General features: G+C 39.8%; 18 protein-coding genes and 1 pseudogene. 10 read left to right on the forward strand and 9 right to left on the reverse strand.

What is annotated here, in order from left to right; all coding sequences use genetic code 11:
* The coding region (locus LC605_RS17525) for a site-specific integrase (protein WP_229548796.1) at window positions 1-1,026 on the forward strand (1,026 nt) is incomplete at its 5' end.
* 95 nt (window positions 1,027-1,121) lie between these two features.
* Here LC605_RS17525 and LC605_RS17530 read toward each other — a convergent pair.
* The 3 genes from LC605_RS17530 to LC605_RS17540 form a co-directional block, all read right to left on the reverse strand.
* Window positions 1,122-1,454, reverse strand: coding sequence for a DUF5615 family PIN-like protein (locus tag LC605_RS17530; protein ID WP_229548797.1), 333 nt, complete (start codon window positions 1,452-1,454; stop codon window positions 1,122-1,124).
* A complete protein-coding gene (locus LC605_RS17535) occupies window positions 1,451-1,681 on the reverse strand; it encodes a DUF433 domain-containing protein (RefSeq protein WP_229548798.1) in 231 nt (76 codons plus the stop codon). The genes LC605_RS17530 and LC605_RS17535 overlap by 4 nt, the downstream gene beginning before the upstream one ends.
* Before the next feature lie 259 nt (window positions 1,682-1,940).
* The gene (locus LC605_RS17540) at window positions 1,941-2,174 is read right to left on the reverse strand and encodes a hypothetical protein (protein ID WP_229548799.1); all 234 of its coding nucleotides are present in this window, start codon (window positions 2,172-2,174) and stop codon (window positions 1,941-1,943) included.
* A gap of 318 nt (window positions 2,175-2,492) precedes the next feature.
* Here LC605_RS17540 and LC605_RS17545 point away from each other — a divergent pair, with 318 nt between their 5' ends.
* Both LC605_RS17545 and LC605_RS17550 read left to right on the forward strand, forming a co-directional pair.
* Window positions 2,493-2,732, forward strand: coding sequence for a hypothetical protein (locus LC605_RS17545; protein ID WP_229548800.1), 240 nt, complete (start codon window positions 2,493-2,495; stop codon window positions 2,730-2,732).
* On the forward strand, window positions 2,719-3,144 hold the full coding sequence (locus LC605_RS17550; RefSeq protein WP_229548801.1) for a type II toxin-antitoxin system VapC family toxin: 426 nt from the start codon (window positions 2,719-2,721) through the stop codon (window positions 3,142-3,144). Before LC605_RS17545 ends, LC605_RS17550 begins: the two co-directional genes overlap by 14 nt.
* Before the next feature lie 49 nt (window positions 3,145-3,193).
* Here LC605_RS17550 and LC605_RS17555 read toward each other — a convergent pair whose 3' ends face one another.
* Window positions 3,194-3,364, reverse strand: coding sequence for a hypothetical protein (locus LC605_RS17555; RefSeq protein ID WP_229548802.1), 171 nt, complete (start codon window positions 3,362-3,364; stop codon window positions 3,194-3,196).
* Between LC605_RS17555 and LC605_RS17560 the strand changes: the two genes are divergently transcribed.
* Together LC605_RS17560 and LC605_RS17565 are read left to right on the forward strand one after the other, a co-directional pair.
* Window positions 3,341-3,892, forward strand: coding sequence for a DUF6036 family nucleotidyltransferase (locus LC605_RS17560; protein WP_229548803.1), 552 nt, complete (start codon window positions 3,341-3,343; stop codon window positions 3,890-3,892). The genes LC605_RS17555 and LC605_RS17560 overlap by 24 nt on opposite strands.
* A complete protein-coding gene (locus tag LC605_RS17565; protein ID WP_229548804.1) occupies window positions 3,889-4,191 on the forward strand; it encodes a hypothetical protein in 303 nt (100 codons plus the stop codon). The genes LC605_RS17560 and LC605_RS17565 overlap by 4 nt, the downstream gene beginning before the upstream one ends.
* A 274-nt stretch (window positions 4,192-4,465) precedes the next feature.
* Here LC605_RS17565 and LC605_RS17570 read toward each other — a convergent pair whose 3' ends face one another.
* The 5 genes and pseudogenes from LC605_RS17570 to LC605_RS17590 all read right to left on the reverse strand — a co-directional run bounded on the left by LC605_RS17570 (window position 4,466) and on the right by LC605_RS17590 (window position 9,909).
* Window positions 4,466-6,025 carry an ATP-binding protein gene (locus LC605_RS17570; RefSeq protein WP_229548805.1) on the reverse strand — a complete coding sequence of 520 codons (1,560 nt, stop codon included), beginning with the start codon at window positions 6,023-6,025 and terminating at the stop codon, window positions 4,466-4,468.
* A 264-nt stretch (window positions 6,026-6,289) separates the two neighbouring features.
* Window positions 6,290-6,799 (reverse strand): annotated as a pseudogene (locus LC605_RS17575) (nickel-dependent hydrogenase large subunit); the annotation flags it as partial.
* A gap of 206 nt (window positions 6,800-7,005) precedes the next feature.
* Window positions 7,006-7,968: a hydrogenase small subunit gene (locus LC605_RS17580; protein ID WP_229548806.1), complete on the reverse strand. Its 963-nt coding sequence runs from the start codon at window positions 7,966-7,968 to the stop codon at window positions 7,006-7,008.
* 943 nt (window positions 7,969-8,911) lie between these two features.
* Window positions 8,912-9,097, reverse strand: a complete 186-nt coding sequence (locus LC605_RS17585; protein WP_229548807.1) for a hypothetical protein — start codon at window positions 9,095-9,097, stop codon at window positions 8,912-8,914.
* A 20-nt stretch (window positions 9,098-9,117) separates the two neighbouring features.
* Window positions 9,118-9,909: an Rpn family recombination-promoting nuclease/putative transposase gene (locus LC605_RS17590; RefSeq protein WP_229548808.1), complete on the reverse strand. Its 792-nt coding sequence runs from the start codon at window positions 9,907-9,909 to the stop codon at window positions 9,118-9,120.
* A 454-nt stretch (window positions 9,910-10,363) separates the two neighbouring features.
* Between LC605_RS17590 and LC605_RS17595 the strand changes: the two genes are divergently transcribed.
* The 5 genes from LC605_RS17595 (at window position 10,364) to LC605_RS17615 (ending at window position 15,125) form a co-directional block, all read left to right on the forward strand.
* Window positions 10,364-11,362 (forward strand): hypothetical protein, encoded by a 999-nt coding sequence (locus LC605_RS17595; protein WP_229548822.1) that lies wholly within the window; start codon window positions 10,364-10,366, stop codon window positions 11,360-11,362.
* Between the two features lie 120 nt (window positions 11,363-11,482).
* The gene (locus LC605_RS17600) at window positions 11,483-11,749 is read left to right on the forward strand and encodes a hypothetical protein (protein WP_229548809.1); all 267 of its coding nucleotides are present in this window, start codon (window positions 11,483-11,485) and stop codon (window positions 11,747-11,749) included.
* Window positions 11,750-11,757: 8 nt separating this feature from the next.
* Window positions 11,758-11,982: a hypothetical protein gene (locus tag LC605_RS17605; RefSeq protein WP_229548810.1), complete on the forward strand. Its 225-nt coding sequence runs from the start codon at window positions 11,758-11,760 to the stop codon at window positions 11,980-11,982.
* 338 nt (window positions 11,983-12,320) lie between these two features.
* Window positions 12,321-13,160: a NifU family protein gene (locus LC605_RS17610; RefSeq protein WP_229548811.1), complete on the forward strand. Its 840-nt coding sequence runs from the start codon at window positions 12,321-12,323 to the stop codon at window positions 13,158-13,160.
* A 792-nt stretch (window positions 13,161-13,952) separates the two neighbouring features.
* On the forward strand, window positions 13,953-15,125 hold the full coding sequence (locus tag LC605_RS17615) for a hypothetical protein (protein WP_229548812.1): 1,173 nt from the start codon (window positions 13,953-13,955) through the stop codon (window positions 15,123-15,125).
* Window positions 15,126-15,236 lie beyond the last annotated feature (111 nt).

Below are 15,236 nucleotides of genomic sequence, written 5' to 3' on the forward strand. Positions count from 1 at the left end.
GAGTGGAATGAGAAGTATTTAGGAATAAAGTCTAGAGAGAAGCAAGAAATAAAAACTATTGGGGAATTATTAGATATATTTGCGGAAAAATATTATAAAACCCGTCAGCAAACTATCACCAGTCAAAATACTTTTGCTAACTATATATCTGTTATTAAAAGAAATTTTCCTTTAAGGACTTTGGCAACAAAAAATAATTTTGAGGAAATTATTAATTCATTTCAGGGAAATAAAAAAAATGAAGTGATTGCGGTAACTTCTGTTTTTATTAAAACCTTTGAGTTGGGATTTTCACTTGATGTGACACGGGATAATGTCACCCCTGCTCATCGAGAAATTCCCGACGATGATAAAATAGTGTGTTATTTTCACCTATTTGAAAAATTCGCCCTCAACCGCAAAAATACAAACATCTGTGATGAAATTGACACTTGGGAAATGTGGCGTTGGGTATATGGAATGTTGGCAACCTTTGGGTTAAGACCAAGGGAACTATTTGTGCAACCAGATATTGATTGGTGGATGTCTTCACAAAATATCGACCATACTTGGAAAGTCAATAAAAATACAAAAACTGGATATCGAGAAGTCATTCCCTTTGTACCTGAATGGATAGAATTATTTGATTTACATAATCCAAAATCATTAAAAATTTTAGAAAAAAAGGTGACAAAAATCGCATCTGTGCAAAATATTAATTGGATGCGGAGAGATATATCCAGATGGTTTAAAAAAGTGGGAATTGAGTTTCAACCCTACGATTTGCGTCATGCTTGCGCGATTCGAGCGCATCTTCAAGGAATACCCATGAAAGCCGCAGCAGACAACTTAGGTCATACTGTTGATGAACATACAAAAACCTATCAAAGATGGTTTGGCATTGAAAACCGGAAAAAAGCCTTTGGTGAGGTAATTAGTCAAAAGTCGTTAATTGAGTTGCAGAAAAATGAAATATTGGCGCTACGGATGGAGAATGAAAGGTTAAAGTTGGAAGTTAAAAAGTTGAAATTCTCCGAGAATGTCTAACAATCCAGAGGACTGCGAACAGCTTTACCACCACGATTGAGAAAACAAGTCTAAATCAATAGCGTTCAGTTAAGTCTAAAAACTAAAACATCCGATTATGAGAGGGCAAGCAATGATAAATTTTCATCTTCATAAAATAATTTGATCGTGCTGAACTCCCGACGCAGTAAATTTTCAACTTGTAAGGTAGAACAGTTTCCAAGTATAAGCCAGATGACTTTTGGGGGATTCCCAAACAGTAAACTCAGATCGTGCATATCAGCATCTTTTGACACGATCATAAAATCATTATCTTTTGCATAATTCCAAACTATCGGGTCTATTGTTGCTTTCATGTCTACATCCCGAACATGAAGCGAACCTGGAAAAAGATCGCTCAAACGAGTGGATAATTTAGGGGATAAGTTTTCATCAAACAGTAATTTCATGCTGATAATGGAGAAATCATAAGCCGACGTTCACGGTCAGCCGCATAAGCAATACAAGCTTTTAAATCTTCTCGCGTTAGATCGGGAAAATCATCAAGAATTTCTGCTTCAGTCATCTCGGAAGCTAGGTATTCAAGCACCTCATAAACTGTAATTCGCAAGCCACGTACACAAGGCTTACCACCGCGTTTATTGGGTTCAATTGTAATATAGTTTCTGTAATTCATCGGTGGCGAGTGCATTTTTGCCAAATTGTTTTATCATACCATGTATGTCTGCTAAAAACTCAATAATTTCACCGTTAAAGATCTTGGAGAAAAGCGATCGCTCAATTTCCAAACAATGAGCAGAAATAGTGCTGTATGATGTTTCTGCATTGTGATTAATAATTGCTCGAACGAGTCATGCAGAAAACCATCCCACCCATCTGGTCAGCACTTATCAGTTGTTGCAATGCGCCTTTCCTCAAGGGATCAATGAGGAATTCTATTTGCCTTTTTCTATAATTTTGATCGTGCATCGCGATCGTTGAAAACAGACATCAAATTCTCGAAAAAAGTGCGATCGCCGATATTGTAGAGTGCTTTCTTCACAACACTCCTGATTAATCTGCTGATAAATTCCTCTTAACGCACCAAGATTGTGGACTTTAATCAAGCGATCGCTGTTTATAGGTGTTAGATTTACCGTTAAATATCTTTGAGAAAAGCGATCGCTCAATATCCAAATAAATCAATACTTTTATACATAAGCTGACCTGTAATTATTTAAACTCAGATATTACTATTTGCGTATTTATATTGAAAAAATCCCGCTTTATACTTCAATACAAAGAAAATAATTATACTTAACTACTTACCTTGTACTGCCTTAACTGCGCTAGGTTAAAATGAGAGAGCGATAGCGAAGCGCTGCTGTAAGCAGTTCGCTAATCTTGTAGAGTCCATTACATTTCATTAATGTACCTTTTTGATGCTTATTATTTGTGCGATACGCTTTTTCGCTAAACTATAATCAGGGAAACAGCAAGATGAGATTATGAACTTAGATACAATTCAACAAGATATTGCGTCTCTTCCTCCCGATGCACAACAAATCATAGTTCAACTCGTAGAATTCCTGAAAAAACGCTACCTTCTGAATCAACACGAATCTTCAGAAAATTCCTTGCAAGACTGGTCAGACTTTATCGGTTGCATAGAAGCTGAAACAGACCTATCAAAAAACTATAAAAACTACTTAAACCGTGAACTTAACCAAAAATATGATCATAGTTGATACAGGCTTTTGGTTAGCTCTTGCCAATAAAAAAGATGCAGTTCATATATCCGCAAAAAACCGATTTCAAGATTTAGCTAATCAGCAATTTATTGCGACCTGGTGTGTCGTCACGGAAACGTGCTATCTATTACAAAAAAGAGTAGGAGTAGATGCTCCAAAAATCTTTATTCATAAAATTTCTACAGGAAAGCTACAAATCTTTGATCTGAAACAACATCATTGCCAGCGTATTGAAGAACTGATGGAAAAATATAAAGACTTACCGATGGATTTAGCCGATTCCTCTCTCGTTATCCTTGCAGAAGAATTAGGTCATGGCCAAATTTTATCCGTCGATTATCGAGACTTCAACACCTATCGCTGGAAAAATACAGAACCGTTCGATAACCTCTTTCAGGAATTTTTATGACGTAGTGCGATAGCTGCGATCTTGTAGGGTGCGTTCCTCACGACAACTCCTAATTACTGAGCCGATAAATTCCTCTTAACGCACCAAGATTGTGGACTTTAATCAAGCGATCGCAGTCTAGAGGTGTTAGATTTGCCGTTAAATATCTTTGAGAAAAGCGATCGCTCAATTGCCAAACAAATAAATCAATAAAAATATGCGAGCGAACGTTGATGCTCAAAAGTTAGGACGTCTGATGCAAGTCTTAGGTAGAGAAGCCCAGGGTTCAGGCTGCATCTACTTTACAGGTGGAGCTAGTGCGCTACTAATTGGATGGCGTAACTCTACAGTTGATGTCGATATTCGTCTAGACCCTGAACCACCAGGCATTTTTCAAGCGATCGCCAATCTCAAACAAGAATTAAACATCAATATCGAATTGGCATCTCCACAAGATTTCTTGCCACCTCTTCCAGGATGGCGTGATAGAAGCGTATTCATTGGCAAACAAGGTCAAATTTCGTTTTATCACTATGATTTTACAGCCCAAGCTCTTGCTAAACTATCCAGGGGATTTGACCGTGACATTAAAGATATTGAAGCTATGTATGAACAGAAATTATTCTCTTTGAGTGAGCTACGGGATTGCTTTGAAGCGATCGCACCTGAACTAATCAGATTCCCATCTCTTAACCCTGATGTGCTTAGAAGCAGAGTCGAGAAATTTATTGAACGTTTTGAAGATAACCTAGAGGAGGATCAATCATGAATCTCAATGAGTTGCCAGGATCTGAGATAATCTTACCTGGAGTCAGGGATCTTCACAGTGGTGAGTCCAATACAATTGGGGCATTGCTAGTTGCGATCGCGGCAGGGCGCTTAACTGAAGCCGGTTTAGATATCCCTAAAGATCACTTAGCCCCAGAGCCAGAGCTAACTTTATATGCCCTTCTCCAAGATGAACGAGACGATGCTTACGCTTACTATAATGCTTTGCTAAATCTACTAAATAGCTTTTGTAATGCACTCGAACTCAATTATAAATATAAGCCAATACGCTTGGGTTAAGGATAATTGTAGGTTGGGTTGAAGGTCGTGAAACCCAACAAACCCCGCTCTTCGGTTGGGTTTCGTTCCTCAACCCAACCTACGCAATACAAGGTTTTTGACGCTAACCCAACCGTATTGAAATATAAGCCGTCTAACAATGTGTTAGAGCCGACCTTGCAAAAGGGATCTTTAAAAGCCAATGTTTAACTGCGGCGCTCAACTTCAACGTTAAACATTTTTGAGAAAAGCGATCGCTCAATATCCAAACAAAGAAATCAATAATTCAAAATACTCACGCCCGAATCACAGTAATCGCACGCTGATTTTCCGTCACCACAACCTGGGTTGATAAACGTTCTTCCATTGGTAAGGCATTTTTCCGCCTGTCAAACACAAATAACCAACCAAAATCCAACCCCAAACGCGCTAAATAGGATTCTAATTGCTCAATACCCTCAGTTTGGGGGTCACGCTTTTTCTCCCGCCATACCTTTAACTCGATACCTAACGTTATATCTTTGTAACGCAGACATAAATCCATGCGATCGCTACCAATTGCATATTCCCTCTCCAGGGTTCCACCACCATTCACAACACGATGCAAAAAAGCCATTAATACGATATGCGGTGCGATTTCATGGTAGCCAGTACTACCTAATAACGGTTCCCCGTGCTGTCGCCAAAACTTGAGAAATGCTGCTAGCAATGCATCTATATTTAACTCTCCTTCTGGGGTTAACCAAGTTGGTGCAATGACTGGTAGGGAAGCCATAGGTGTCACAGTTAATACCCTGGGTAAAACTTCCCGATAAATTGGATTAGCAATGGTTAATCCACCCTGGGGATGCATTTTACACAAACCCAAGTCAATCACAAATTGAATATCATCGTTGGGTATATCCCCCAATTCCAAACCTGCTAACATCGGCTCGATAATCGCTTTTATCCTTGGTTCCCGTAAGCGTTCAGCTAAACTATCAAGATGAGTATCTTGACGGGCAATTAATATTTCCTTTGCCTGTAAAATATGCTCATGAGTAATAGTAATATTTCTATCCTTAACCATCTTTTCCACAACTTCTTTAGCAAGAGCATTAACTAACCAAGGTTGTCCCTGAGTCAAATCAAAGGCTGTTGCTGCGGCTTCTTTTGTAAAAATTTGTCCTGTCTCTTCTGTATGTTGTTGGTATAGTTCTTGCACCTCTGTAGCATTAAAATTTCTCAGAGTAATCGAACTGACTTTAATATTAAAAGGACTGGATGTGTTTAATCTGTCACTACCACCGGATGCAACTTTGTAATCTCGCACATCCCGCAAACCGATTAATCCTACAGATGTGGGAAAATTTTCTGGACGATTGGGAAAACCATCCCGTAATTGGCGTAAAACTGAAATTAGTGTTTGGTCTTGTAGGGAGTCAATTTCATCAATCAATATTACCAAAGGTAGGGGCGAAGACTGTGCCCAAACCTGCAAAAAAGCCCTAATTCTGTGTCCTGGTTCTTCTTTTTGTCCTTGCTTGAGAATAGGTGGTTGCAATTCATTGGGCAATCGGATCGAAATTGTATCGTACCAAGTTCCCAAAATCGCCAATTCTGCCGCACCTGGGTCATGATTAAATGCACTTCCCACCTCCACAGATACCACTACTGCTGCATAACGTCCAGTTGCGGTAAGTTGCTGCGCTAAAGCTAACATTGCCGTGGTTTTCCCCGTTTGTCGCGGTGCATGAAGGACAAAATAACTTTCTTGTTCAATCAGCACCGACAAGTCGGGGAGACGACTTGTTGCTGAAAGCGTATAGTGTTTGTCAGCTTTACACGGACCTGCAATATTGAACCAGCGAGACATAATAACCGGGTTTATATTTCAAGGGTAAGGAAATAATTATACTTAACTACTTGCCTTGTACTTCACTTAACTGCGATCGCCAATCTCGGATTAAGGAAAAATTAGGTAATGTCTGACAAAACTAAATAACTTTGAGCAGAGAAAAATGAATAGATTTGCTGCTAGATGCCGACCCCAGAACCGCCTGATTTAAGGAAAAGCCAGGGAATGATTGCATCTATCCCGACAAACCCTGACTCTATAAGCAATTCCCCAATTTATTGCCATATAACTGCTGTGGGGCCATTGTCCGCCTAAGAGGGCATAAATTTCTACAGGTTTGGCAGAAATTGTTATACCTAGTTCGTAAGATTTGCCAGTGAAAGCAGCAAAGCGTCTGGTAGCTTCGTCATAAAAGCGACTATGGCGGTATTTTTTATTAGTTAAATCAATGGCAAACAAACCATAAAAGTAGCGGGGGATGCTTTGAATTGTCTCAACAATTTGACCGAGATTTCTCGCTAAAATTGCATTGCGAGGAACTTCAGTTTCCCAAGCTGTATCTAATGCCCAAGATGCACAAGTTAAGTGAGAACCGCCGCAAATGCCGCAAATGCGAGGCGTGACAATTAATCCGGCTTGTGGGTCTTTACCGCGTAAGATGACTTCAAATCCGCGAAATAATTCCGCGTGTGTCCAGGCGTTGACCACCCGCCCATTTTCAATATCAACTCGGACATCTAAATCGCCTTCAACTCTACCGACGGGCGAAATATCTAATGATTGAATTGTCATTTGTCATTTGTCCTTTGTCATTTGTTATTTGTCCTTTGTCATTGGTCATTTGTCCTTTGTCATTGGTCATTGGTAATTATTCACTCGCCCCACTGCAAAATAGTCGAAACCCTTGATTTCTCCTTGAGAGGTATAGAGGAGTGTGAAAGGTTATAGTCATTAGTCAAATCACAAATGACTAATGACTAATGACCAATGACTAATGATTAAACTGTAAAAAAGTCTTCTTCTGCCCAAGGTGGTGCTGCATCTTTGGCGACCATTGTGAGTAAGGCGTAGTCTTTTTTGTTCACCCCTGGCGGTAATTCTTTGGGAACTCCCATTACTGTTTGGGTTTTGAATACAGTTCCTGGTTTGAGGTCAAAGAAGGGAAATTCTGGTTCTGTGCAACCTAAACAAGGCATCCCAGCGCGAGTTTTGGAAGACACGCGGTTCCATAAGATGCGGTTGCAGGAAGAATGAGTCATGGGGCCGCGACAACCCAAGTCGTAGAATAGGCAGCCTTTACGCTGACCAAATTCGGCGGTTGAGGCTTTGTAGGCAAAGTGGACGTTGCGGGTACAACCTGTTTGGGTATAGGTGTTGAAGAAGGTTTGGGGACGATTTAGTTCATCGAAAGCAATGTCTGCTATGCGTCCAGTAGCGATCGCAACTAATATCTGCGTAATCCAGTCGGGATGGGCGGGACATCCAGGTATATTAATTACAGGTAATCCGGCTTGAGACACAAAGTCTTTTCCTAAAAAGCCGCCTTCTTGACGTTTGAGAAATTGTAAACCTTCCGACTCGCTAGGGTTGGGTGACATGGCAGGAATTCCCCCCCATGTGGCACAATCTCCCACGGCGACAATAAATTTAGCAACTTTGGCCAGATCTGCTAACCAATCTTTCATGGCGCGATCGGCAAACCGATTCCATTCACCAGTGCCGTTAGGAGCGTTGACAACACTGCCTTCAAATACCAAGATATCTAGGGGGATTGTGCCAGAAATACAATCCCGTAGCAGTGTTTGCAAGTTGTTGCCTAGTTCTACTCCCAAGGAGGGATGCCAAAGTAATTTGATGCCAAAATCAGCAATCAAATCGCAGACTGTCGGTTCTTCGGCGTTGAGAAATGACATGGTGTTGCCTGAACAAGCACCACCCTGTAGCCATAGTACGTTAGTCATCGGCTATGTATTTTTCTATTGTTTCCCATGCATGATGTAGGTGATAATGCTTGTAAAGTCTCACCTGATTATCAACAGGGCTATTTCATTCTAGACATAAACCACCCGGAACTGAAAGTTCCTGGCTCATAGCTAAAGTCCGTTTTAACGGACTATAACATGAGTCTCAGTCGTCTTTAGACGACTTTCGCTATTAGACTCAGAATTCATTCTAAGGCGGGCTAGATGAGAATGAAATAGCCCTGGCTTATGAATATTTGTTTTTCAATACTAAGATATTTTTTCTTTAATTCTCTTTCATTAAAAAAGAATTAATCATTAACAACATCTAAAATCTTATTAAGATTATTTTAAATTATTATGTCTGTTCTCGTCGTAACATATTTAACAAATAACGAAAATAAAATTATTCATGTTTAAGTAAGTTGGCGCGAAAAAATCAAAGTATGTTACGAAACGTAAATAGCCTTAAAATCTTTACTAATGACCAATGACAAAGGACAAATGACAGCCTTAGTCAGTTAGCTTTAATTGCGCCGACCTACTTAACTACTAATGCTAAATAACTTCGACCCACTGAATTTATTATTGTTAAAACTCTGTAATTATTAATTGGCTTACCTCACCCTCAATCCCTCTCCGATATATTGGAGAGGGAAGCTAGTAGTCCACCAGAGCAACTTTGATGGGTGAATAAGTTCGTAGTAAGGACTTTAGTCCTTGATTTGAGCGCTTTAGCGCTCACTACAAACCAAGCATTGTTGACTTGGTGGACTACTAGAGACAGGATGAAGTTTTGCATTTTATTTAATCCACGTTCTCAAACAACTGAGGTACAGCTTAACCTCACCCAGATAATATCTCCCCTCTCCTTAGTAAAAAGAGGGATTGGGGGTGAGATTTTGTACTTCACTCTTATTGAGAACTGCTACATATCAGTTTTTTAAGATTTTGATTGTGCAGCTTGCCTAACAAGTTGTTCGTCCAAACCTAACACTTGAGCTATCTGCTCAATACTTAAACCCAACCCTAATAACCGGGGTATCGTTTCTAACTTACCTTCTTGTTTCCCTTCTGCAAAAACATCTTGGTAAAATCTAGTTTGCTTTAACTCATTTGCTCCAAACATTGTTTTAATCTCTTCCTGTTTTAGGGTTTTGGTTGTGCAGCTTGCCTAACAAGTTGTTCGTCCAAACCTAACACTTGAGCTATCTGCTCAATACTTAAACCCAACCCTAATAACTGGGGTATCGTTTCTAACTTAGCTTCTTGTTTCCCTTCTTGTTTACCTTCTGCAAAAACATCTTGGTAAAATCTAGTTTGCTTTAACTCATTTGCTCCAAACATTGTTTTAATCTCTTCCTGGGTCAATCGCGGCAACTTATAGATTAATATCGTCTCTATCAATTGTATAATTTCCTTAATCGTAGCGACATCTAGAATTTGCTGTCGGGCACTGTTGACTATTTCGATAGCTCTTGTTGTCGCGGTTGATTCGGGTTCGATGATGAGTTTAACCGTCTCTATGCCAATTGATGATGTCTCAATTGAGCTTAATTCGTCAAGATAGACGCGAGTCACTCGTTGTGAGTTGAGTAGTTCGGTATATCTTTCGGTATCTCCAGTATCAATGCTGCGGTTGGGGTAGATGACAACACCACGCCAATTGTTGGTTAATTCGGTTTTGTCGAGATAGTTAAAGATTTCAGTAAATAAACGCGAGTAGAACTTTTTGTCTGGTTGAAATTGCACTTCGGCAAAATAAATGGGTAGTTCTGCTGCATTTGGGAGGAAAACGCCATCGATTCTAAAGGCTAGTTGTTTGACTTCTACTGAAGAAAATTGGTAAACACTAGCTAGTTGGGGCGGTTGGTTAATCAGTTCAAAGAAAGTAGTGGGGATACTCTGAAAGATCCGATAGAAGATGCTGTCTGTTTTCAAAGTAGCTTGTTTTACAGTTGATGAATATATTTTACACTTCGACGATCCCGTGGCGAATCTTTGGAGTATACAAAAATTGGCTGGTAAGACAGTGCATATTATGTCAACAATTCAAGAAATAATATTTAAATTGTATCGGTTCATGAGCCAAAAAGTATTTAAAAAAAATTAGGTGTTTAAAGCTGACATTAATATTAGCAATTTCCCCCTAGAATTTTAGAAATAGGGTGTTTTATATTTTAGAGATTGAGCATTGGGGATTGGGTAATAGGCATTTGGAAAACTTTTTCCCAGTCACTAATCCCTAATCTCAGACAAGAAAAGGGGAATTTTGCCTAAAGGACTCGAAGCCTGCGTAAATCAGTATGGCCCGTGATGAGATGCGATCGCGTGTTTCGATCATTCATGGGTGTTAACAGACTCAATTCCCAATTGGCTAGAGTACGGCAGAGTTATGACCCCCAGCATTACAGATTCGGCGGTGAAAGCTGCAATTGCAGCTGTTGCATCGGAGTCAGCCACAGCAGAGGAAAAAATCCAAATGCTGATTGACATAGCACAGGGTTTTCAAAAAAAGCCCAAAACAGCCCAAGACTTGCGAAATGCAGTTGGGTTATATTACCGGGCTTATGAAATGTGCGGTGAGGAGTATCCCCTACTGAAAGCTAGGGCGCAAGTGGGGATGTCAGGGACATTACAAGCAATACCGGATGCTGATAACCAACTGCTGCTACAAGCGAAAGTAGGTTATGAAGAAGCACTGCCAATTTTACAGCAATTAGCTTCACCAGAGGAAGTAGCAGAGACGCAAATGAATTTTGGGCTGGTGTTGCAGTCGCTTGTGCCATTGAATTTGGCGCGGATAACTGACAGTATCCAAGCTTATCATCAGGCTTTGCGGGTGTTCACTTGGGAAGATTACCCCCAGGAATACGCGATTTTATATAACAATATTGCGATCGCTTACCTTTCTATGCCCCTAGCATCAGAACGGGAATACTTGCGTCAGGGGTTAGCAGTGCAATCATTTGAGGTGGCGCTAAAGCATATTAATTTGATTGATCATCCTAGAGAATATGCGATGTTGCAAAACAACTTGGGTAACGCTTTGCAATATTTAGTGAGTTCCCATCCTGTGGAGAATAACTTGCGTGCGATCGCAGCTTACAATGAAGCACTAAAAGTGCGTAATCTCAAAAATACACCTTTAGAGTACGCCAACACAATTTCCAACAAAGCCAACGCCCTATTCAACTTACTTGACGACTCAGAAAAACCAGAGGCTGGTAATTATCAAAATCTCTTGCAAGCACGTATCTACTATCAACAAGCTTTAGAAATATTTACCCAAAACCACCAAATTGGACAAGCAGATATAGTAGCCAAAGCCCTACAAGATATTGAAGCAGAAATAAGAAATAGACATCTGGTGAAAAAGAATGTAGAGACGTAGCAGTGCTACGTCTCTACAAGGGTTCTGGGTAACGCATATTTAATTTTTGGAGATGTCTAATAGTCAATAGGGCATTGGGTCTTGAGAATTGTTCACCTCATTATCAGGAGAAAAAATAGCATGAGAGATATTTTAACAAACCCTTCTGTGAGGGATTTTCTCACAAGTTTAGCAGATGGTGACTTGAACATAGCAACAGGATTAGTGTGGATAATCATAGCAACAGCTTTATCTATGGTTGGCGGTGCTATTGGTGGAATGCTGTTAGCTGGAAAAGATATCGGCTATCAGTTTTCAGCAATGCTTGGTGCATTATTTGCTCCAGCTGGTGTAATCCCTGCCATCCTCTTAGGATTTGCCATACTTAATTTATTGACACATTATTAGGAGAAAATATGTTAGAAATTGGATGGTTTTCTGCAAAGTTATTTTTAAAAGGAAAATTACTGCGCGACCCGATGCATTTTGTCCAGCGAACTGCCATTGCTGCTGCTGTAGGTTCGTTACTGCTAGTGTTATTTGCACAAGTCGATATTCCCTTCTGTTTACCAATAACATTATCTAGCTTAGTGACAGGATTGATTATGCCATTCTTGCTCAAAGATTTCAAAATGAAGTGATTTGTTAAGTAGGTCGGCGCAATTAAAGCTAACTGGTTAAGGCTGTAATTTGTCCTTTGTCAATGGTCACTAGTAGAAATTTTAAGGCTATTGATGTTTCGTAACATACTTTAATTTTTTCGCGCCAACTTACTTATTTGTCATTGATAAATAATAAATGCCCCATGCTCAATAACTAATGACTAATACAACTCTTGGAGAGGCTGCGCCAACGGCTTACCTTAGCTACCCTCGGCACGAGTCGCTCAGTACAAATGACCAATGACCAATGACCAATGACAAATGACCAATGACCAATGACAAATGACCAATGACCAATGACCAATGACCAATGACAAATGACAAACCTTGAAGAATTAGTTCAGGAAATTAACCGCTTTGAGGCAATTATATCTGAGTGGGATGAAAGCCAACGGTGTGTAGCAGTCGGTCTGAAAAGAGCAATTGAGGCTTTGCACAAAGCTGCATTGACTAATTTAATTAAAAGCCTCAAGCAAGAATCAATGTCAGCTTTGCGTCATGCTGTCAGTGATGAAGTAGTATACGCAGTGCTGCTTTATCACGAACTAGTAAAACCACCAAAACCACCATTAGCACAGCGAATTCAAACAGCCCTTGAAGAAGTTCGCCCAGGTTTAAAAAGCCATAATGGAGATGTAGAACTAGTGGCAATTAAGCCACCAGATACAGTAGAAGTCAGATTAATCGGAACTTGCAGCAGTTGTCCGGCTTCTACTTTGACTTTATCTCAGGGAGTAGAACAGGCAATCAGAAACCATTGTCCCGAAATTACCAAAGTTGTTGCGGTCAATAACAACCCTACTGTTAACAACACAAATTCTGGTTTAATCAGTCCATTTTCACCACAAATAACTTCTACTTGGATAAAAGTAGCGACTATTGAGCAGGTTCCTGAATTTGGTATATTGGCAGTACAAATTGCTGGTAATTCGCTAATTTTACATCGTCAAGGTGCTAGAGTAATATGTTACCGTAATGCTTGCGCTCATTTAGGATATCCCTTAGAAAAGGGTAAGTTTGAAAATGGTATTATTACCTGTCCTTCCCACGGATTTCAGTATAAGTTAGAGACAGGTGAATGTTTAACTGCACCTGATGTCTCTTTGCAGTCATATCCAGTTAGGATTAAGGGTTATAATGTTTTTGTTCAAATGTAAAACCAAGTGCGATCGCATGATGTCAATAAAATTATTCTATTCTCAATAGAGGTGACAATAATTTTATTAAACCCTATCTATTGAGAAAGATTTAGGCAGATGCGTAACCCATCGTAGATATCGCTTCGAGCCTTGGACGATGAATAGAATGATATCATTTTGATGTAAATGGTAATTGAAATTAGTTATAAACTGCTGCTATTGATACACATTTGTTTACGCTGATAAGCTTGGATATAATCATGGCTTATCTACAGGGCTATTTCATTCTCATCTAGCTCACCTGAGAATGAATTCTGAGTCTAATAGCAAAAGTCGTCTCAGAGGATGTTTGAAAAGTATTGGGCGAATAGAATTCGCTACTACACAAGCAAAGTCCACCTACGTGGACTAATACAAAATCAAGGGTTTTTAACCTGCGTAGGCAGGTTTTGTCTGTGTAGCCGCGACTTCTAGTCGCCCGGTGAGTAATAAATTAGACTTTTCAAACATCCTCTCAAGACAACTGAGAAAAGATTAGAGTCCAATACGGTTTACTTAAGGCTAAAACTCTGTTACAAAGTCAATTTTTTAACGAACCGCCTTCTCTACGAGAGGCTGACGCCAACGCGCAGCGTCTCGTAGAGAAGACGCCAAGGACACAGAGAGAAGAAAAAAATGCTTAACTGAACTGTATTGGATTATAGTCCGTTTTAGCGGACTTTGGCTATAAGAGAGGAACTTTAGTTCTGAGCGGTTTATGTCTAGAACGAAATAGCCCTGGGCTTATCTACAATTACTCCTCAACTACAATTGCCACTAAAAAAAACACTAAATCAGCAAAATTTACCTCTATCAACTCATGGTTCAGGTGTGATTTTAGGTAATCATATTGAACCAGAACAATTAGTGATACCTGTAGCGCCCAGTCCCACAACAATGTTCGGCCCTCGTGCTGCTTGTCTTTTATCAGAAACTGGCCCTTTATGGGTATCAGATACGGGACATCATCGATTATTAGGATGGCAGAATTTACCAACTAGAGATAGTCAACCGGCTGATTGGGTAATTGGACAACCTGACTTTTATCATGAACGACAAAATGCTAAAGGTATACCGGGAAGCACAACCTTAAGTGTACCAACTGGAATTTGTGCTTGTGATGAAGGGTTAGCTGTGGCAGATGCTTGGAATCATCGAGTTTTAATTTGGAAAAATTTACCAGAAGATAACAATGTTCCAGCAGATTTGGTGTTAGGACAAGCTAATTTTATCGATAATGAACCAAATCGGGGGAGTCAACAAGCATCTGCTAGTACAATGCACTGGCCTTATGGTGTTTTTTATCATCAAGGACGGCTATTTGTTGCTGACACTGGTAATCGAAGGGTATTAATTTGGCATCAATTACCAACAGAAAATGGTCAACCTGCTGATGTAGTTTTGGGACAGCCGGATATGACATCTCGCAATGAAAACGGCGGTGCTTCTCCAACCGCAGCGAGTATGCGTTGGTGTCACGATATCACTGTTTGGGGAGAAAATTTGGTTGTCAGCGATGCAGGTAATCACCGAGTGATGATTTGGCAAGGAATACCAACAGAAAATAATGCCCCATGTGCAGTAGTTTTAGGACAAAAAAGCTTTGATTTTGTGGAAATGAATCAAGGAGTTTATCATCCTAGTGCTAGTAGTTTGAGTATGCCTTATGGTGTGGGGGTGTCTGGTGATTGGTTAGTAGTTGCAGATACTGCTAATTCCCGGTTGTTAGGATGGAAAAAGCTAGAATCAATTTTATCACTGCAAGGTGCGGCGGGCATCGCAGGACAAATAAATTTTCAAAGTAAAGGTGAAAATCGCAATTTTGGACTACCTAAACGAGATAGCTTAAATTGGTGTTATGGGGTAAAAATTTGTGGTAATACAGCAGTAATAGCTGATTCTGGAAATAACCGAATTTTGCTGTGGCAGTTTAATAATTCGTAATTTGTCATTTGTCATTTGTCATTGGTCATTGGTCATTGGTCATTGGTCATTGGTCATTTGTCATTTGTCATTTGTCATTGGTCATTTGTCATTGGTCATTTGTCATTTGTC

Origin of the sequence: Nostoc sp. CHAB 5836 (assembly GCF_020829445.1) — a bacterium.
Taxonomy (GTDB): domain Bacteria; phylum Cyanobacteriota; class Cyanobacteriia; order Cyanobacteriales; family Nostocaceae; genus Nostoc.